This is a genomic window from Nesterenkonia sp. CL21 (assembly GCF_031705515.1).
In the GTDB taxonomy this organism is placed as follows: domain Bacteria; phylum Actinomycetota; class Actinomycetes; order Actinomycetales; family Micrococcaceae; genus Nesterenkonia; species Nesterenkonia aethiopica.
Window position 1 is genome coordinate 285,412 of the sequence record NZ_JAUTWR010000001.1, and the last position, 17,909, is coordinate 303,320.

General features: G+C 68.7%; 16 protein-coding genes. 9 read left to right on the forward strand and 7 right to left on the reverse strand.

Features of this window, described 5'->3' with window-relative positions; translation table 11 throughout:
• The first annotated feature begins 24 nt into the window (after positions 1-24).
• Positions 25-1,017 (forward strand): bifunctional riboflavin kinase/FAD synthetase, encoded by a 993-nt coding sequence (locus tag Q7C18_RS01265; protein WP_311023723.1) that lies wholly within the window; start codon positions 25-27, stop codon positions 1,015-1,017.
• A 150-nt stretch (positions 1,018-1,167) separates the two neighbouring features.
• Positions 1,168-1,923 (forward strand): class I SAM-dependent methyltransferase, encoded by a 756-nt coding sequence (locus Q7C18_RS01270; RefSeq protein ID WP_311023724.1) that lies wholly within the window; start codon positions 1,168-1,170, stop codon positions 1,921-1,923.
• A gap of 33 nt (positions 1,924-1,956) precedes the next feature.
• Here the strand turns inward: Q7C18_RS01270 and Q7C18_RS01275 are convergent, their stop codons facing one another.
• Positions 1,957-2,514 carry a hypothetical protein gene (locus Q7C18_RS01275; protein WP_311023725.1) on the reverse strand — a complete coding sequence of 186 codons (558 nt, stop codon included), beginning with the start codon at positions 2,512-2,514 and terminating at the stop codon, positions 1,957-1,959.
• Between the two features lie 96 nt (positions 2,515-2,610).
• Positions 2,611-2,808 carry a hypothetical protein gene (locus Q7C18_RS01280; protein WP_311023727.1) on the reverse strand — a complete coding sequence of 66 codons (198 nt, stop codon included), beginning with the start codon at positions 2,806-2,808 and terminating at the stop codon, positions 2,611-2,613.
• Positions 2,809-3,096: 288 nt separating this feature from the next.
• Here Q7C18_RS01280 and rpsO point away from each other — a divergent pair, with 288 nt between their 5' ends.
• The 3 genes from rpsO to Q7C18_RS01295 all read left to right on the forward strand — a co-directional run bounded on the left by rpsO (position 3,097) and on the right by Q7C18_RS01295 (position 7,558).
• On the forward strand, positions 3,097-3,366 hold the full coding sequence (gene rpsO, locus Q7C18_RS01285) for a 30S ribosomal protein S15 (RefSeq protein ID WP_179542370.1): 270 nt from the start codon (positions 3,097-3,099) through the stop codon (positions 3,364-3,366).
• Positions 3,367-3,667: 301 nt separating this feature from the next.
• The gene (locus Q7C18_RS01290) at positions 3,668-5,926 is read left to right on the forward strand and encodes a polyribonucleotide nucleotidyltransferase (RefSeq protein ID WP_311023728.1); all 2,259 of its coding nucleotides are present in this window, start codon (positions 3,668-3,670) and stop codon (positions 5,924-5,926) included.
• A gap of 360 nt (positions 5,927-6,286) precedes the next feature.
• Entirely contained in the window at positions 6,287-7,558 is a 1,272-nt protein-coding gene (locus tag Q7C18_RS01295; RefSeq protein ID WP_311023730.1) for a glutaminase, read from the forward strand.
• Between the two features lie 7 nt (positions 7,559-7,565).
• Here the strand turns inward: Q7C18_RS01295 and Q7C18_RS01300 are convergent, their stop codons facing one another.
• Positions 7,566-8,198, reverse strand: a complete 633-nt coding sequence (locus tag Q7C18_RS01300; protein WP_311023731.1) for an NUDIX hydrolase — start codon at positions 8,196-8,198, stop codon at positions 7,566-7,568.
• Between the two features lie 83 nt (positions 8,199-8,281).
• On the opposite strand from Q7C18_RS01300, the gene Q7C18_RS01305 reads away from it, so the two are divergent.
• Positions 8,282-9,487, forward strand: a complete 1,206-nt coding sequence (locus Q7C18_RS01305) for an MFS transporter (protein ID WP_311023732.1) — start codon at positions 8,282-8,284, stop codon at positions 9,485-9,487.
• Between the two features lie 24 nt (positions 9,488-9,511).
• Here the strand turns inward: Q7C18_RS01305 and Q7C18_RS01310 are convergent, their stop codons facing one another.
• On the reverse strand, positions 9,512-11,017 hold the full coding sequence (locus Q7C18_RS01310; protein ID WP_311023734.1) for an FAD-dependent oxidoreductase: 1,506 nt from the start codon (positions 11,015-11,017) through the stop codon (positions 9,512-9,514).
• 141 nt (positions 11,018-11,158) lie between these two features.
• Between Q7C18_RS01310 and Q7C18_RS01315 the strand changes: the two genes are divergently transcribed.
• Positions 11,159-11,599 carry a hypothetical protein gene (locus Q7C18_RS01315; RefSeq protein ID WP_311023736.1) on the forward strand — a complete coding sequence of 147 codons (441 nt, stop codon included), beginning with the start codon at positions 11,159-11,161 and terminating at the stop codon, positions 11,597-11,599.
• A 71-nt stretch (positions 11,600-11,670) separates the two neighbouring features.
• Here the strand turns inward: Q7C18_RS01315 and Q7C18_RS01320 are convergent, their stop codons facing one another.
• The 3 genes from Q7C18_RS01320 to Q7C18_RS01330 form a co-directional block, all read right to left on the reverse strand.
• Positions 11,671-12,492, reverse strand: a complete 822-nt coding sequence (locus tag Q7C18_RS01320) for a hypothetical protein (RefSeq protein ID WP_311023737.1) — start codon at positions 12,490-12,492, stop codon at positions 11,671-11,673.
• A 70-nt stretch (positions 12,493-12,562) separates the two neighbouring features.
• The gene (locus Q7C18_RS01325; RefSeq protein WP_311023739.1) at positions 12,563-13,378 is read right to left on the reverse strand and encodes a hypothetical protein; all 816 of its coding nucleotides are present in this window, start codon (positions 13,376-13,378) and stop codon (positions 12,563-12,565) included.
• Entirely contained in the window at positions 13,375-13,947 is a 573-nt protein-coding gene (locus tag Q7C18_RS01330; RefSeq protein ID WP_311023741.1) for a hypothetical protein, read from the reverse strand. The genes Q7C18_RS01325 and Q7C18_RS01330 overlap by 4 nt, the downstream gene beginning before the upstream one ends.
• A gap of 207 nt (positions 13,948-14,154) precedes the next feature.
• Here Q7C18_RS01330 and Q7C18_RS01335 point away from each other — a divergent pair, with 207 nt between their 5' ends.
• Together Q7C18_RS01335 and Q7C18_RS01340 are read left to right on the forward strand one after the other, a co-directional pair.
• Complete coding sequence (locus Q7C18_RS01335) at positions 14,155-16,686, forward strand: AAA family ATPase (RefSeq protein WP_311024420.1); 2,532 nt, start codon at positions 14,155-14,157, stop codon at positions 16,684-16,686.
• On the forward strand, positions 16,664-17,872 hold the full coding sequence (locus tag Q7C18_RS01340) for a 5-methylcytosine restriction system specificity protein McrC (protein ID WP_311023743.1): 1,209 nt from the start codon (positions 16,664-16,666) through the stop codon (positions 17,870-17,872). The genes Q7C18_RS01335 and Q7C18_RS01340 overlap by 23 nt, the downstream gene beginning before the upstream one ends.
• The last annotated feature ends 37 nt before the right edge of the window (positions 17,873-17,909 follow it).

Consider the following 17,909-nt stretch of genomic DNA (forward strand, 5'->3'; position numbering starts at 1 on the left):
CCACCTGCAGAACTGAGGAGACACGTGCACTATTGGAACGGCCTGGATGAGGTTCCCGCGGACCTCGGTCCGACGGCGGTCACCATCGGCAACTTCGACGGCGTCCACTTGGGGCATCAGGAGGTCCTCACCCAGCTGGCCGCCGCGGCCGCCGAGCATGAGGCCTCCGCCGTCGCCGTGTCCTTCGACCCGCACCCGGCGCAGGTGCACCGGCCGCACCAGTGCCCGGAGATGATCACCGGGGTGCAGGAGAAGATCTATCGGCTGGCCACCACCGGCATCGATGCGATGCTGATGATCCGCTACTCACTCGACCTGGCCGCCCTGACCCCTGCCGAGTTCGTGAAGCAGTACTTCGTGGACGCGCTGAACGTCCGAGTGGTGGTGGTCGGCCATGATGTGCGCTTCGGACGCGGAAACACCGGCTCCTTCGAGACGATGGTGGAGCTGGGGGAGCAGTACGGGTTCACCGTGGTCGGTGTCGAGGACTTCGGCCGGGACCGCCGGTGCTCCTCCACCTGGGTGCGGGAGGCGCTGGCCGCCGGTGACGTCGCCTCGGCCCGCGAGGTGCTGGGCCGGCCCCATGCGGTGCTCGGCGAGGTGGTCCACGGGGCCGCTCGAGGGCGGGAGCTGGGATTCCCCACCGCCAATCTGGGGCAGGACTCGGAGGGCATGATCCCCGCCGACGGCGTCTACGCCGGGTGGCTCACCGATGGGCACGGCAGGCGCTGGCCCGCAGCGATCTCGGTGGGCTCGAATCCCACCTTCGACGGCGTGCAGCGCGTGGTGGAGTCCTTCGTGATCGGCAGGCCCAAGGAGAAGGTGGAGGACTTCGACCTCTACGGCCAGCAGGTGCGGGTCGAATTCATCGACCGCCTGCGCGGCATGGTCGCCTTCGAGGGGATCCCACAGCTGATCAGCCAGATGGAGGAGGACGTGGCGCGCGCGAAGCTCACGCTGGGCACCGACGACCCGGAGCACCTGGATGCGCGGCCGGTCCCGGCGGTGGAGGGCTGAGCCCTGCCGCCCTCTCCTGAGCCGGGCAGTCCCGCCGCGGACCCTCCGCACCGTGCCGTCCCGAATCGGCCGAAGCTGAGACCGGGGGAGCAGGTCATCATCGCCGATCCCGATCGACGCCGCCTGCTGGGCGGGGCGTACGGCGAGCAGATGGGTCTCGCGGCGGCGCGTGAGTATGACGAGCTGCGGCCGCGGTACCCGCAGCAGGCCGTGGAGGCGATCCTCGGGTCGGTCTCGAGGGCCGCCGGCTCGCTGCGGGTGGCCGACGTCGGGGCGGGCACCGGCATCCTGACGCGCCAGCTGCTGGCGGCGGGCGAGGATCGTGTGGTGCGCGTGCACGGGGTGGAGCCCAGTGGCCCGATGACCCAGGTGCTGCAGGAGACCGTTGGCGACGACGAGGAGCTGCGACGCAGGCTGCAGGTGCACCTCACCTCGGCGGAGGACACCGGGCTGGAGGAGGGCGCGGTCGATGTCGTGGTCGCCGCCCAGGCCTGGCACTGGTTCGAGACCGGGGCCGTGCAGCGGGAGGCGCATCGGATCCTGGCCGAGCGTGGAGGGCTGGCGATCGTATCCAACCACCTGGACACCTCGGACCCGTGGGTGCACCGGCTGACCCGCATCATGCGCGCCGGGGACGTGCACCGTCCCGGCTGGAGCCCTCCGCTGGACCAGCGGCTGTTCGCGCCGCCGCGCACCGAGGAGTTCACCTGGTCGCGGCGGCTGACCGCCGACGGCGTCCGCCGCCTGGCCGCCACGATGAGCTCCTGGCTCCGGGCCGGTCCGAAGGAACGTGCCCGGCGTCGGGAGAACCTGGACTGGTACCTGGACGAGCACACCGGGCTGGCCGGCGACGACGTCGTCGAGCTGCCGTACCTCACCGTGCTGCACACCGCGCGGCGCCGGTGAGGTCCGGCAGGGGCGGGCGCTGTCAGGGCTCGCTCACGAGGCGTAGTGCACGCGCCAGGGATAGGTGTCGGGGTCCATCGGAGGATCCGTGGGCGGAGGCTCGAACGAGCGGACACGAGTCTGCACCTCGTACGCGGTGCCAGTGATCACGTCGCTGGCGACCACACGCCAGCCGCTGGTGATGTCGGTCCAGCTCGACTGGCAGGTGCGCCCTCCGGAGCTGGGAAGGAAGCACACCCGAGCCTCCACTCGATTCTCGCTGCCGAGAGTGTGGCGGACATTGATGTCGCGGCACCGGCTGCTGGTGGTGAGATTGCGTGATGTCACGATGACTCCACTGCGAGCGTGGCTCCGACTTCTCGTCACCGCGTTCGTGTAGCAGCCGGTGGAGGCTTGGACCTCCTGCGTTCCGGACGAGCTGAGGGCCAAGGGATTCTCGGCGTTGACCTCGTCCCATCCGGAGCCGGCGGATGAGTGGGATGCGGTGCCGTCCTCCGGAGGTCCGGCGTTGTCGGCATGCGCCGCGGCGGCCGGAGCCAGCAGGAGTGCAGCGACCGCGCCCAGGGAGAGGGTCTTGGTCATGGTTCGCATGGGGGTTCCTTTCATGGGCCGCGGCCCGGAGCGGGCCTGTTTCTTGGGGACACCATCAGCATCCTTGAACGTCCTCACACATTGATCACATGCTGTTCACGCCTGTCTTTCTCCGGAGGGGGCGTTCGGCTCCGACGGGCTCAGCAGGCCCCAGTCGATGTCTTCGACGTCGCCCACCCGGTCGTAGTCGGGTTGCTGGGCATCGTCGGTGGCGGCCGATGCCAGTGCGGCTCCGGAGAACAGGGCGGCGCCGGTGAGTGCGCCCGTGATGAGCAGTCTGCGGTGATGCCTCATGGGAGTCCTTTCGTCAGGGGTCCGTTCGTGGCGGCAGGCAGGGGCGCTGCCGCTGAGAGCACCACTGTGACGGACCCTCCTCACATCTGGATCACATCCAGCTGTCATGCTGGGTGCAGGGTTCGCGCCTGCACCGTTGAGGGCTCCATTCGCTCCGATCCGGGCATGTGCGGTAAAGTGGAGCGTTGCTGTGCTGCAGTCCGCGGTGGCCAGCACCGGATGCCTGTGGGGCGGATGCTCCCCAGGTTCCGGCACCTGATCGCGGTACAACCATCAAGGAGCAATCCCATGGCTTTGGATCCCGCTGTCAAGCAGGAGATCATCAAGGAGTACGCGACCCACGAGGGCGACACCGGTTCGCCTGAGGTCCAGGTCGCCGTGCTGACCCGTCGGATCAGCGACCTCACGGAGCACCTGAAGTCGCACAAGCAGGACCACCACACTCGTCGTGGCCTGATGATCCTGGTGGGTCGTCGTCGCCGCCTCCTCAAGTACCTGCAGAACACTGACATCGAGCGGTACCGTGCGCTGATCAAGCGCCTCGGCATCCGCCGCTGAGTGTCTGAAGGCACCAGAGCAGGCGTGCAGACGCTGATACCAAGCTGACGGAACAGGTGGCTCCACACGCGGTCGAATGACCGTGGGAGTCACCTGTTCTGTATGCGAGACTATGAGAGACAGGCACGCCGGTGCCGAGCTGGACCCCATATGCTCCGGTCCTCGGTAGTGGCCTCCGGGAGCCGCGCGTGATGCGCAGGCAGCCCGTGGGCTTCGATCGATGGCCGTCATATGGCCTGATCCACCTCCTCCCACCGGCGACCGTGCCTGTCTGTTCGACAACAGAGAGGAGACACCTGCCATGCAGGGTCCCGAGGTTCACTATGCCGAGGCCGTGATCGACAACGGTCGATTCGGCACCCGCACCATCGAGTTCGAGACCGGACGGCTGGCCAAGCAGGCCGCCGGGTCGGTCCTGGTCACCCTCGACGAGGAGACCACCATCCTGTCCGCCACCACGGTGGGCAGGTCCCCGCGCGAAGGCTTCGACTTCTTCCCCCTGACGGTGGACGTCGAGGAGCGCATGTACGCCGCCGGGCGCATCCCCGGCTCGTTCTTCCGCCGTGAGGGTCGCCCCACCACCGACGCGATCCTGGCCTGCCGCCTGATCGACCGTCCGCTGCGTCCGGCCTTCAAGAAGGGCATCCGCAACGAGGTCCAGGTCGTGGAGACCATCCTGTCCATCAACCCGGACGACCTCTACGACGTCGTGGCCATCAACGCCGCCTCCGCCTCCACCCAGCTCTCCGGTCTGCCGTTCTCCGGCCCGATCGGCGGCGTGCGTGTGGCGCTGATCCACGACTCCGAGGGCCCCCAGTGGGTGGCGTTCCCGAAGCACTCGCAGCTGGAGAACGCCGTGTTCGACATGGTCGTGGCCGGCCGTGTGGTCGGTGACGACATCGCCGTGATGATGGTCGAGGCCGAGGCCAGCGACAACTCCTGGAAGCTCATCAAGGAGCAGGGCAAGACCGCCCCCACCGAGGAGATCGTCGCCGAGGGTCTCGAGGCCGCCAAGCCGTTCATCAAGGTCCTGTGCGAGGCCCAGGCCGACCTGGCCTCCCGCGCGACCAAGGAGCCCGTCGAGGTGCCGTTCTTCCTGGACTACGAGGACGACGTCCTCGAGGCCGTGAAGGCCGCCGCCGAGGAGAAGCTCACCAGCATCTACCAGATCGCGGACAAGCAGGCCCGCGAGACCGCCGACGCCGAGCTGAAGGCCGAGCTGGTCGAGAAGCTGGCCGGCGAGGGCCAGCAGTTCGAGGGCCGCGGCGGCGAGGTCGGCAAGGCCTTCGGCGCGGTGACCAAGCAGGTCATCCGCCAGCGCATCCTGCGCGACCAGGTCCGCATCGACGGCCGCGGGCTGACGGACATCCGCCAGCTGACCGCCGAGGTCGAGGTGCTGCCGCGGGTGCACGGCTCGGCGATCTTCGAGCGCGGCGAGACCCAGATCATGGGCGTCACCACGCTGAACATGCTGAAGATGGAACAGTCCATCGACAGCCTGTCGCCGGAGACCAAGAAGCGCTACATGCACAACTACAACTTCCCGCCGTACTCCACCGGTGAGACCGGTCGTGTGGGCTCCCCGAAGCGCCGCGAGATCGGCCACGGTGCGCTCGCCGAGCGCGCGCTGGTCCCGGTCCTGCCGTCGCGCGAGGAGTTCCCCTACGCGATCCGCCAGGTCTCCGAGGCGCTGGGCTCCAACGGCTCCACCTCCATGGGCTCGGTCTGCGCGTCGACGCTGTCCCTGCTCAACGCCGGTGTGCCGCTGAAGGCCCCGGTGGCCGGCATCGCCATGGGTCTGGTCTCCGACGAGGTCGACGGCGAGACCCGCTACGCCGCGCTGACCGACATCCTCGGCGTCGAGGACGCCTTCGGCGACATGGACTTCAAGGTCGCCGGCACCGAGGAGTTCGTCACCGCGATCCAGCTGGACACCAAGCTCGACGGCATCCCCGCCTCTGTGCTGGGTGCGGCCCTGAAGCAGGCTCGCGAGGCTCGTCTGCACATCCTGGGTGTCATCAACGCCGCCATCGACGCTCCGGACGAGATGTCGGAGTTCGCTCCGCGGATCATCTCCGTGATGGTCCCGGTGGACAAGATCGGTGAGGTCATCGGCCCGAAGGGCAAGATGATCAACCAGATCCAGGAGGACACCGGCACGGACATCTCCATCGAGGACGACGGCACCGTGCTGATCGGTGCCACCAACGGGGAGGCCGCGGAGGCCGCGCGCAGCGCGATCAACGCGATCGCCAACCCGCAGGTCCCGGAGATCGGTGAGCGCTACCTGGGCACCGTGGTCAAGCTGACCACCTTCGGTGCGTTCATCTCGCTGACCCCCGGCAAGGACGGGCTGCTGCACATCTCCGAGCTGCGCAAGCTCAACGATGGCAAGCGCGTCGACGACGTCGAGGACGTCGTGGGTGTGGGCCAGAAGCTGCAGGTCGAGATCACCAAGATCGACGACCGCGGCAAGCTGTCCCTGGCCCCGGTGGTGGACGAGGACACCGACGGCAACGACAAGCAGTCGGTCAACCAGGTCCTGGTCGACGCCGAGTGATTCCGCTGGTCTGACGCCAGCTCTGAGCTGACGCCAGCACCGCGCTGACCTCCGGGTCAGCCCAGATGACGGCCGGTGGCCGTTCCCCTCACGGGGAGCGGCCGCCGGCCGTCGTCGTGTCTGGGCGATGCTGGGTGCCGGGCGGGGCTCCGGCATCGAGTGGTCACAAATGCCGGTATCTCGGGTCTCTTCTCGGCGTGTCAGAGGTCAGATGCCGGGATTCATGGCCACACGGTGGGGTCACCCGGTGGGGTTGCTCAGGGGTGTTGGTCGGGCTGATGATGAACGGGGTGCTCTGAACGGGCTCTCACCTGCGGACCGAAGCGGCCCGCCGTCGTCGTACTGCACGAGAGGAAGCTCATGCGTTCCCCGATCCTGGACTACCTGGACACCCTGATCGCCGAGACCGACCACATCGTGGACGGCGAGCCGGCCGACTACATCCCGGAGCTGGCCGCTGCCGACCCGGACACGGTCGCCGTGGCCCTGTGCACCGTCAACGGCACCGTCTATGCCAGCGGGGACGCCGAGCATCACTTCAGCATCCAGTCCATGTCCAAGCCGTTCGCCTACGCGCTGGCCATCGAGGACCACGGGCTGGAGGGGATCCGCGAGAAGATCGGCGTGGAGCCCAGCGGGGAGGCCTTCAACGAGCTCTCCCTGGACCCGGAGTCGGGCAGGCCGCGGAACCCGATGATCAATGCCGGGGCGATCGCCACCCATGCGCTGATCGGCTCGGAGGATCAGCCGGCCCTGGGCAGAGTCATGGACTTCTTCGGCCGGCTGACCGGCCGGGACGTCCAGCTCGACCAGGCCGTGGCGGACTCTGAGCTGGCCACCGCGGACCGGAACCTCGGGTTGGCGTATCTGCTGCATTCCGCCGGGCAGCTGGCCGGGGACCCGCAGGAGTCGGTGACTGGGTACATCCGGCAGTGCGCCGCCTCGGTGACGGTTTCGGACCTGGCGCTCATGGCGGCCACCCTGGCCAACGGCGGTGTCCAGCCGCGCACCGGGGAGCGGCTGCTGTGCCGGGAGAGCACCCGGCACCTGCTCAGTGTGATGGCCACCTGTGGGATGTACGACGCCGCCGGGGACTGGCTCACCAGTGTGGGGATCCCGGCCAAGTCCGGTGTGGCCGGCGGCATCATCGGTGTGCTGCCGGGGCAGGTGGGCGTGGCGGTCTTCTCCCCACGGCTGGACCAGCACGGCAACAGCGTGCGTGGTGTAGAGATGATGCAGCGGCTCTCGGATGACCTGGGCCTGCATCTGATGGAGGCGAGCAGGCCGGCCCGGTCGGCCCTGCGGGAGACGCTGCGCGTCACCCTGGAGGACCAGCCGGCGACCATCTACGTGCTGCAGGGGGACCTGGTGCTCAGCAGCATCGAGGCGCTGGTCCATGAGCTCATCCAGTCCCCGCCGACCACCGAGATGGTCGTGTTCGACATGAGCCGGGTCGACGAGGTGCTTCCGGTGGCCCGGCGGACCTCCTCGGAGATGGCCGCGAAGCTGCTGGACGAGGGGCACCGCATCGTGATCGTGGACCCGGAGTCCACCATCGAGGACTTCACCGACAGCCGCGGCCGGGGAATTGAACGGTGGGAGCCGGAGCGACTGGGCTCAGCGCTGGGCTGAGCCGTGTCTATGGAGCGATGCCGCGGGGCTGATCCTTCCAGGGTGCGCGGGCGTCCCGGAGCTGTCCTCCGCCGGTGCGCACGGCGTGCAGCGCCAGCAGGCCGACGACGGCCGACGGGTTGTGGATCTGCCCGGACAGTACGGCCGCGACCGCCTCATCCAGGGGCACCCAGGTGGGCACGATCTCGGCCTCCTCGCCGTCCCGGGTGTGCCGCTCGGCCTCGGGCACCTCGCTGATCCCCTCGGCCAGATAGACGCGGATCGCTTCACTGGAGGCGCCAGGGCTGGAGTAGAAGTCCACCAGGGTGTGCCAGGTCTCGGCGCGCAGATCGGCCTCTTCGAGGAGCTCCCGCTGGGCGGTCTCCAGCATGGGTTCGCCGTCGACGTCGAGGAGCCCAGCGGGCACCTCCCACAGGTGCATGCGCACCGGGTGCCGGTACTGGCGGATCAGCAGCACCCGGTCCTGCTCGTCCACCGGCAGGACGGCCACGGCACCCAGGTGCTTCAGGTACGCGCGGTGCAGGGTCTGCTGGGCCTTGCCGAAGCGGAACTCGTCCTCCACCAGCGCGAACAGGCGGGCGTCATGGTGGAGGCGCGAGGCGTCGACCGGGTGCTGGGCAGGGGTGTCGTGGAGCGCCATGGGGCCAGCCTAACTCTGGCCCGCGAATCTCCGGCGCCCATCTGCTTGTATGTTGTGCACAGCAGACACGAGAGGCGGAGCAGATGGCACAGGCGCAGCGCGGCGCAGCGGGCGCACCCTTCTGGGTCGTGGCCCTGCTGCTGTTCAGCGCGGGCTGGGCCGCGAATCACTTCGCCTCGATGCTGCCGGTGCTGCGCGTGGAGGGCCCGCTCTCTGCGGTGGCGGTGAACTCGGCTTTCGGTGTCTATGCGGTGGGTCTGCTGCCTGGGCTGTTGGGCGGCGGTGGTCTCGCCGATCGATTCGGGCCGCGGCCGGTGGTCCTCACCGGCAGCCTCACCGCAGCGGCGGGCAACGTAGTGATGATCTTCGGATTCACCGAACCGTTCATCCTCACCGGCCGGCTCATCGTCGGCGTCGGGGTGGGCCTGGCGGTGAGCGCGGGAACCGCGTGGGCGGCGGGTCTGCGCGGCACACCCGGTGCGGCCCTGGCTGGGCTGGTCCTGACCTCCGGTTTCGCCGCCGGGCCGGTGATCACCGGGGCGTTCGCCGCGGTGCTGCCAGGTGCCGCGCGGTTGACGGTGCCGTATGCGACGACGGCGGCGCTGTCACTTCTTGCCGTGGCTGCGGCGTTGCGCGCCGGCAAGGGCGCCACCGCGCCGAGTCCTGGTTCTGGGCCCGGAGCTGGGCCGGGGGAGAAGCCCCGGTCTGCCCCGGGGCCGCAGCGTGGAGGGTTCAGGGCGCTGGCGGCGGCGCTGCCGATGGCGCTGTGGGTGTTCTCCTGCGCCACTGTGGCGTTTGTGGTGCTGCCGGCTCGGCTGCCGGCCTCCGAGGAGCTGCGCATGCTGCTGCCCGGGGCTGCGGCCGCGTTGGCGTTCTCCACGGGGTTGGGTGTGCAGGTGATGGCCCGGCGACGCTGCTGGGGGCCGTTCGCCGGTGTGGCCGGCGCGCTGCTGGCGGCCGCGGGGTTCGTCCTGGTGGCCGTGGGTGGTCAGGTGCCGTCGGTAGGGCTGTTCCTCGGCGCGATCGTCCTGTTGGGCGCGGCCTATGGGCTGTGCCTGCGGGAAGGGCTCGTCGACGTCGACAGGTTGGCTCCGCCGGCGTCACGGGGTCTGGTCATCGGGGTGTACTACACCTTCACCTATCTGGGCTTCGGGCTGCCCGTGCTGCTGGAGGCTCTCGACCCCGCTTGGGGCCCGTCGCTTCCGTTGGTGGTGCTGGCCGGGGCCGCCGTCGTCGTCGCGGTCCTGCGCGCGCTCCATATCCGCTGCACCGATCACCTCATCCGGTAGCGGGCGCCCCCGCGGGAGGTGGTCTCATTCCTCGCGGGGCCGGGAGAGGTCGTGCAGCGCCGGGCCCTCCAGGCGGGTGCCGTCCGGGGCGAAGCGGGAGGCATGCAGTGGGCAGTCCCAGGAGAGCTCGGCGTCGTTCCAGCGCAGGATCCCGCCCATATGCGGGCACACCGCCGAGACCGCGCAGGTGGTGCCGTCCACGGTGGAGACCCCCAGCGGCCTGCCGTGCCGCTGTCCCACCACGCCCTCACCCTCAGCCGGAGCCTCATGCGGCAGGGAGGTCAACTCGGCGGAGGCCCATCCGGTGGCCATCTGCGCCCCCACCAGCACGTTGTCCTTGATCCCGGTGGCGACGTCGGCGGCACTGGTGGCGTGCGCGTTCAGGGTCTCCGCCCAGCGGGGCATGTGGTCATGGATCTCGGCGGTGATCGCCAGGGCTGCGGCCACCGCGTTGGTCATGCCCCATTTGGCGTAGCCGGTGGCGGAGAGGACCCGCTCCTCAGTGTGCGGCAGGGCGCCGACCAGGGGAATCTGGTGGATGCTGCGGTAGTCCTGGGCGGACCAGGAGTGGGTGCGCTGGGCGCCGGGGTAGTGCTGCTGGACCCAGGCGCCCAGGTCCTCGACGGCCGCTGCGGGGGAGTCCGCGCGTCCCACGGGGTGATCGTTGCCGCCGACCAGCAGCAGCTCCTCGCCGTCGCGGGTGGGTACGCTGCGCAGCGTGCGGTCGGGGGAGTCGACGGTCAGGTGCATGCCCTGCGGGGGTGTGAGGTCGGCGGGCAGGCGGTAGGTGGAGGCGTAGGACCGGTGGGCGGAGACGGTGGCGAAGTGTCCGCCGCGATCCAGCACGGGCACCCCGGTGGCGAGCACCAGGTGGTAGGTGTGGACGTGCCCGGCGCTGGTGTCGACGGTCAGGTACTCCTCTTGATGGGTGCCGAGCCCGGTGACGCGGACTCCCTCCACGATGAGCCCGTTGCGGTCCAGCAGCTCCTCGGCCAGGACCTGCAGCACGTCTATGGGGTTGATCTGCGCCTGGTCGGCTAACCGGATCGCTCCGGCCACGTCGAGGGGCAGGTCCGTGGGCTCGGCCCAGTCGACGTCGAGCCCGGCGGCCTGCGCCGCGGCGAGCTCCGCACGGAGGGCGGAGACGCCGTCGTCGGAGAACGCCAGCGTGTAGGCGTCCCGGCGCTGGTAGGGGACGTCATGTTCGTCCAGGTGACGCAGCAGCCAGGCCTGGCCCTCCTGGTTGGCCTCCACATAGGCACGCAGCATCTCATCTGACTGGTGCTCGCGGATGCGGGAGAGCACGTTGCCCTGCAGCAGGGAGACCTTGCCGGTGGTGTTCCCGGTGGCCAGCGCCCCGACGCTGCGCGCCTCCAGCACGGCGACGTCCTTGCCGGCCCGAGCCAGCAGCACCGCAGTGGTCAGCCCGGTCAGCCCGGCCCCTGCGACGACGACGTCGTGCCATTCGTAGGGGCCTTCGGAGCCGGACGTGCTGATGGCGGGGGAGGCGTCGAGCCAGTGAGAGCGCATGGTGTCCTCCGCGGAGCCGTGGGGATGGTGTGCCGCCCATCCTGGTCGCGGAGGAGCGGAACAGTCCAGGGGCGGTGTCGTCGACAGAGACCGACGGGCTTGATGCGGGCCCGTGATCTGGGACGATGAAGGATGCGAACCTTGAGATACTTCGGGATGACGACCGTCGCCTTGATGCTGGCCTCGTGTGGGGCAGAGCATGTCGATCCCACTGAGGGCGCCCAAGAACGTATGGCCGCAGCCCAGCGGGCCCTGGAGCAGGAGGGATACGAGTTCACCTTCGCATTCCACAGCTACGGGGAAGGGCCTGCGACAGGCACGACGAGCGCGCTCCCCCGTGAGGGCACAGCCGCGGTCTTCGCGTGGTGCGAGGGCGACGACGCAGGCCCCGAGGTGGCGATCGATGACGAGGAGATCGGCGAGCTTCCCTGCTCCGAGGAGGGGGAGGTCAGCGAGATCGTGGCCGACTATGCCTATACCGGCACGGAGATCCATCTGCAGGGGACGGACGCTCGAGGAACGATGTGGGCCCTGGCGGTGGGGCTCTCACCAGAGGACGACGACACCGAGGTCGCGGAGTAGCGTCTCGCGCGTCGCCCTGACACGCAGGGGCTGACGGTCTGGTCGGGCTCAAGTGCCGGACTCCATTGTGGTCACCCCGACGTCGGCAGCACCACTGTCTCCATGTCCCATCCGTCCTCGTCGACCAGCTCCAGGTGCAGCTCCCCGCCGAGCTCGGCGCTGGGGAAGGAAGCGACGTAGTGGCTCATCGAGTCGGGGGAAAGGCTCCGGGCGCCCCAATCGCCGTCGGACTGGGACTGGCGTCCTGACGGGCCGCGGTAGCTGGTCAGCGGCATCTGCAGTCGCGCGTCGCCGGTGTGCAGCTCGTAGGCGACCAGCAGGTGCGTGTCGTTGGCGTTGAGGTACGCGGCGATGAACTCGACGGTGGACCCGCCCAGGGTCTCGACGGACTCCCCGGAACCGACGATGAGCCGGTCCTCGATCTCCCGGCCCTCGACGAGGAAGCTGTAGATCTGACCGTCCCGGCCGGTGGACTCGGTATAGGCCGTGCAGCTGGTCTCGCCGTCGTAGGTCGCGCAGGCCTCGTAGCCGTCCTCGATGTCAGAGGACTCACCGCCGTCTTCGGTGAGACCAGCGTCGATGCTGGCCTCGATGTTGTGGGTGTAGTAGGTCAGATAATCAGCAGCCGGCGAGTCCGGCATCACCAGGTCGGCGGCGTCCCGCAGTGCGCTGGGCGTGCTGGCCGCGATGGCGTCGACGAACTCCTGCAGCTGGTCCTCGCTGGGCAGGTCGGGGTCCTCCTCGGGTTCCGGCTGGTCAGTTGGCTCGGGAGCCTCGGAGGTCTCCGGCGTCTCCGATGGTGCTTCGCTGACCGTGGGGGAGTCGCCGGAGCCGCAGCCGGTCAGGGCCAGCAGGGCGACGAGTGCGGCGGGTGCAGCTCGGTGGGTGGTCATGGTGTCTCCTCAGATGGTGGTGGCGGTGGTGGTTGTGGTTGTGGTTGTGGTTGTGGTGGTGCCGTGGTGATCAGTGGTCTTCGGCGTCGCGTCGGAGCTGCTCGAACTCGTCCTGTAAAATCTCGACCATCCCCTCGGCGGCACGCAGGTCCTCCCGGTAGTCGAAGCCGCCGTAGGCGCCGGTGGCGAGTTCCTCGCGGCGGAGCGTCAGGAGCTTCAGCACGGTGCGGCGGTAGCGACCCATCTCGATCGTGACCATGACGTGGTCCGGGTGGGAGGAGTCCTGGAGGATGTGCTGCTGCTCGCGGTGGTGCCGGCTGAAGCGGGCGACGGCGTCGCGGACCTTCTGCTGCTGGACGCCGGTGAACTCGGGGCGCTCGCGGACCATGAGCTCGATGTTGCGCAGTTCCCGGTCCACATCGGGCTCGTGACGGCGAAGGTGAGCTCGCCACACGCTGGCGGCGCGCGGCGCCGAGGTGGGCGGTGTCTGACGACCCCGGTCCGGAGTGTGCGCGGAGCTCGGCTTCGGGTCCGGCTGTGCCTTCGCGGTCCGCCTCGGGGTCTGTTTCGGGGTCTGCTTTGGGGTGCCGGGTCCGGGGGAGTGGATCGCCGGGGGATGGGTTTCGGCGGATTCGATCTGTGGTGGCTCGTCAGGCCCTCCCATGATGGCCGAGACGATTCCGGCGATGATCAGGGAGCAGAAGAACGAGGCGACCGCGGTGCCGAGCAGCGAGATCACCACCCCACCGAATCCGTGGAAGCCGATGTGGTGTCCGATGAGCCCCAGGAAGATGAGCATCAGCACGGGGAACAGCAGAACGAAGGAGCAGGACCCGGTGATGGAATCGGAGTCTGCGGACGGGTCTGGCGGTGGTTCGATCGTCATCGGTGGTGCCTCTCATCCTGAGTCGCTGACCCAGCTGGACCCACGATCGGCCCGGAGCGGAGGCCGCTGGCCGGGGCGGTGGGGCCGGCGACGTCGGCCGGTTCAGCTGGCGACGACGGCGCGGCACCGGAGGCGCTGGGCCGGTCCCAAAGACTGAGCGCCCGGTCGCCGAGCAGGCCGAGGCCCAGCAGCAGCGCGAGAGTGACCAGTCCCTGGGCCAGGGCGAGATGATCTGCAGTCTGCTCGATCTGGATCTCCAGCAGGTCGGTGGTGTGCCAGCCGTTGACCACCGACTGTTGGGGTGCCCCGGTGGCGCTGTCCTCGTTGAGCTGCTGGCGAAGATCTGCCGCGGAGACCTCCTCGGACCACTGCTCGGAGCCTCCCTGCAGGGCCGCTCCGGCAGCGGTCACGAAGACCGCGACCATGCTGACTCCGATCACGGTCAGCCAGAGCGTGCGGATGATCTTCACGCTCGGGGCGCCGGTCGATCGGAGTTTCGGCGTGGCGTTGTCGGCGTCGTCAGGCATGACGATGACCTCGTCGTCATGGGTGTCCGGATAAGTCTTCATGTCTCCTCCTGCAATGCGAGTGGTGTGAGGCGACACTATGGCCCACGTCTGACATCTTTGGGAGTTTCTAATCGAATCGAAACTATGTTCGATGGTCATGACTAGCTTGTTTGAGGCCTGGGGTTTGTCAGGGGTGGAAGATACGCTTTTCAGCAGATGTCCAGTTTCCACGCGGCACGACGTCCGCAGGAGGGGTGCGTGAGAGTCATGACGCAGGAGGCAGTGCAGACGGTTCCCGGGACGCTTCGCCGGTTCGACGATGAGATGCTCTACGAGCTGGCCGATGCGCCAGAGTATCGCCAGAACATGGCGTCCCATAAGCTCCATGTCCCCTCGTGCTGGCATGGGTCGACGCAGTTCACGGTGATCCCGCGAGACGAGGTCATCGAACGCTGGCATGCCGCACCGACGGACTCGGGCGAGGAGGGGGCGGCCGATGCGCTGAGGGAGTGGTGCACCACCTGTGCCGCCCTACGCGTCGGCGACCACGCCCCGTCGACCGCCCGGGGAGCCGACCCGGAGACCTCGCTGGAGCTGCTGAGGCCGCTCACTGACGCGTACCGTGAGGCGATCATCGCCGCAGACTCGGTGTTCTCTCCCGGAACCCCGGTGTGGACCTCAGAAGCGGCCCAGGAGCTCAAGGCGGCGTTCGTCGATCGGCCAGACGTCGGGAGCCGATCCTTCGAGGAGAAGCTTGCCGCCCAGCTCCACGGCGTATCGGACACCGCTGTGCAGCTGTTCGCTGAGCTCTGGTGCCTGTCCTTGGCACCGTTGGCGGACTACGCACCCGTCACCAAGCGGAAGCTCGTGACGGAAGTTCTGGAGCGGATGCAGCGTCCTGTCCAGCTGCCGGTGTCGGTTGATGCGGCTCTGGATGCCCGGGCCTTCAGCGGCGGCGTGGCCTTCAAGACGCGCCGCCCCTTCCAGCTGGCGCTGCTGGTGAAGGTCGCCCACGCCCTGTTCTCCCTGGAGAAGGACGAGCGTGTGGCGGCCGTGGAGGATCCGATGCGGTTCGACGCCGTGCTGGCCAGTGTGCCGGAGCCGAAGGAGCCCGCCCAGCGGCACGCGCTGCGGTGGATGCTGTTCCCGGACCATCACCTCAAGGTCGTCAGCGAGAGCCACCGGGACGAGATCCGTGCCGCGTTCAGCGGCTACGTCCGTGACACAAGCGCCAGCCGGGACGAGCAGCTCCTGCAGATCCGCGACGCCCTGCAGGCTGAGGACCCCGACCGACGGGTGGACTTCTACCTGCCGCCCCTGCTGGAGCGATGGAACCCGCCGCGGGAGCAGACTCGAGCGTGGCTGGTCCGCGGATCGAACGTCGGCGGGCAGGATCTCATCCCTGGCTGGCTGCAGTCCGGCTTCGTCTCCCTGGCTGCGGCGTACTTGCCGGCGGTCGGTGACGGCGCCACGCGGGAGGAGCTGAAGGAGCTCGTCGCCAGCGCTTACGGGCATGCCGGGTATTCCGCCCAGCAGGCCCGGCTGGATGAGTTCGACACCTTTCTGAACAGGATGCAGGAGGGTGACCTCGTGGTCACCGAGAGCCAGGGCTTCATCCACATCGGGGAGATCGTCGGCGCCCCGGAGCAGGTCGTCAGCGACGACGACGCCTCCAACCTCCGCCGGGCGGTCACCTGGGTGGGGCCGACTCGCGGGGTCCCGAGCGCGGACCTCCCCACAGAGTTGGCCGCCCGGATGCGGGCCCCGCATGAGGTCCTCGACCTGACTCAGCAGATGGCGGCGTTGAAGAAGCTGCTCGACGTTGAGGAGTCGGAGGCCGCCACCAGGACGGGTGAGGACCTCATCCTGCCGGATGCGACGGCCGAGCTGGCGGACCGGCTCCACGTCGATCGATCCTGGATCCAGGAGGTCATCGAGCTGCTGCGGGACCGGCCGCAGGTGATCTTCTACGGCCCTCCCGGCACGGGCAAGACGTATCTGGCGCAGAAGATCGCCCAGCACCTGGCGGCAGGGGACTCCTCCAAGGTCAAACTCGTCCAGTTTCATCCTGCCTACTCCTATGAGGACTTCTTCGAAGGCTATCGACCGACCCCGGAGGGCGGCTTCGCGCTCACTCCAGGGCCGATGCGGCGCATCGTGGACCAGGCGCCGGAGGACCCGGCCACACCGCATGTGCTGATCATCGATGAGATCAACCGCGGCAATCTGGCCAAGGTGTTCGGTGAGCTGTACTTCCTGCTCGAATACCGGGATGAGGCGGTGGACCTGATGTACGCCCCGGATGACGCCGGGTTCACCCTGCCGCCGAACGTGTTCGTCATCGGCACCATGAACACCGCGGACCGGTCGATCGCGCTGGTGGACTCCGCCATGAGGCGCCGGTTCTCCTTCATCGCACTGCATCCCTCGGAGGAACCTACGGCGGGTCTGCTGGCCAGTTGGCTCACCGCCCAGGGGAAGCCTGCGGAGCACGCGCACCTGCTGGAGGAGCTGAACCGGCGGATCGAGGATCCGGACTTCAAGGTCGGCCCGTCCTATTTCATGCGCGACGCCGTCGCCCAGCCCGGCGGGCTGGAGCGCACCTGGAGCACGTCGATCCTGCCGCTGCTGGAGGAGCACCACTATGGCGACGGCGTCGACGTCGAGCAGGTCTACGGGTTGAGCTCGATCCGGGCCGCCGTCACCCGGAGCTCCGGGCAGGACGGCTCCGCCGAGATGCCGCCTGCCAAGGAGGGTGACGACGGTGGTGAGCGCGATGGAGACGCTGCATCTGACTGAGGGCGCTCCACCGGTCACCTGGGAGCTGCCGGATGAGATCGCCCAGGCGCTCGCGGACAGCGGCATCGTCGAGATCGCACCAGCAGGCCACGGGCAGTGGCGTGTGGCCGCCGGCCGGAAGATCGGCGTCGCCCGGGTGAGGGAGGTGCAGTTGGCCATCACCCCCAAAGTCCGGATCGACCGTCTGGTGTTCATGATGGGCTACGCGCAGGCCCCGGACTTCTGGCGGGACCACACCGTGGCCGTCGACGTCGAGCAGGACCTCCCCGAGGCGCTCGCCGAAGCCTTCGGTCGGCTGGCGACGCGAGCACTGGAGCAAGGGCTGCTGCACGGCTACCGCGAGGTGGAGGAGACGCTGCCGGTGATGCGCGGCCGCATCCGGGTGGGCGACCAGATCAGCCGCCGCTATGGACGCAACCTCCCGCTGGAGGTCCGGTACGACGAGTTCAGTGCGGACATTCCGGAGAACCGGCTGCTGCTGGCCGCCACAGTGCAGCTGCTGCGGATGGGTGTCAGCGCCACCGCACGACGTCGGCTGCAGCGGCTGAGGCTGCAGCTCGCCGACGTCACGCTCCCGCCACGGGGGACCGGGATGCCCGCGTGGCGGCCCTCGCGGCTCAATGTGCGATACCAACCGGCGCTGCACCTGGCGGAGCTGGTGCTCGCCGGACAGTCCTTCGAGCACCGCACCGGGGATCTGCAGGTCTCCGGGTTCCTGTTCGACATGTGGCGCATCTATGAGGACTTCGTCGGTGTGGCGATGCGGGAAGCCCTCGGAGCCTTCGGCGGTGAGTCCTCATTGCAGCACCGCCTGCACTTGGACGAGGCCCGGACGGTGGCCATGCGCCCTGACTTCGTGTGGACCCGCGGCGGCGTCCCGGCGCTGGTGGCGGACATGAAGTACAAGGCGGAGAAGCCCACCGGGTTCCCGAACGCGGACCTGTATCAGCTGCTGGCCTACTGCACGGTGATGGGACTGCGGGAAGGTCACCTGATCTATGCGCAGGGGGCGGAGGACCCAGCAATCCATGACATTGCGGGAGCGGACGTCCAGATCCATGCGCATGCGCTGGACCTGGACCAGCCGCCCAAGGCGTTGGTCGAACAGGTGGAAGGGCTGGCGATGCGGTTGGTGCGTGGGGTTGTGGGACTGGCTAAACATCATGAGACTCCCACCACGACGTAGAATCCACGCTGACGTTGACCCCCCCCTGCTGAAAGAG

Bases quoted from the DNA above. Each gene is read 5' to 3' on its own strand.
- Q7C18_RS01270 (WP_311023724.1), top strand. From the start codon at position 1,168: ATGGGTCTCGCGGCGGCGCGTGAGTATGACGAGCTGCGGCCGCGGTAC.
- Q7C18_RS01275 (WP_311023725.1), bottom strand. From the start codon at position 2,514: ATGCGAACCATGACCAAGACCCTCTCCCTGGGCGCGGTCGCTGCACTC.
- Q7C18_RS01280 (WP_311023727.1), bottom strand. From the start codon at position 2,808: ATGAGGCATCACCGCAGACTGCTCATCACGGGCGCACTCACCGGCGCC.
- rpsO (WP_179542370.1), top strand. From the start codon at position 3,097: ATGGCTTTGGATCCCGCTGTCAAGCAGGAGATCATCAAGGAGTACGCG.
- Q7C18_RS01290 (WP_311023728.1), top strand. From the start codon at position 3,668: ATGCAGGGTCCCGAGGTTCACTATGCCGAGGCCGTGATCGACAACGGT.
- Q7C18_RS01295 (WP_311023730.1), top strand. From the start codon at position 6,287: ATGCGTTCCCCGATCCTGGACTACCTGGACACCCTGATCGCCGAGACC.
- Q7C18_RS01300 (WP_311023731.1), bottom strand. From the start codon at position 8,198: ATGGCGCTCCACGACACCCCTGCCCAGCACCCGGTCGACGCCTCGCGC.
- Q7C18_RS01305 (WP_311023732.1), top strand. From the start codon at position 8,282: ATGGCACAGGCGCAGCGCGGCGCAGCGGGCGCACCCTTCTGGGTCGTG.
- Q7C18_RS01310 (WP_311023734.1), bottom strand. From the start codon at position 11,017: ATGCGCTCTCACTGGCTCGACGCCTCCCCCGCCATCAGCACGTCCGGC.
- Q7C18_RS01320 (WP_311023737.1), bottom strand. From the start codon at position 12,492: ATGACCACCCACCGAGCTGCACCCGCCGCACTCGTCGCCCTGCTGGCC.
- Q7C18_RS01325 (WP_311023739.1), bottom strand. From the start codon at position 13,378: ATGACGATCGAACCACCGCCAGACCCGTCCGCAGACTCCGATTCCATC.
- Q7C18_RS01330 (WP_311023741.1), bottom strand. From the start codon at position 13,947: ATGAAGACTTATCCGGACACCCATGACGACGAGGTCATCGTCATGCCT.
- Q7C18_RS01335 (WP_311024420.1), top strand. From the start codon at position 14,155: ATGACGCAGGAGGCAGTGCAGACGGTTCCCGGGACGCTTCGCCGGTTC.
- Q7C18_RS01340 (WP_311023743.1), top strand. From the start codon at position 16,664: ATGGAGACGCTGCATCTGACTGAGGGCGCTCCACCGGTCACCTGGGAG.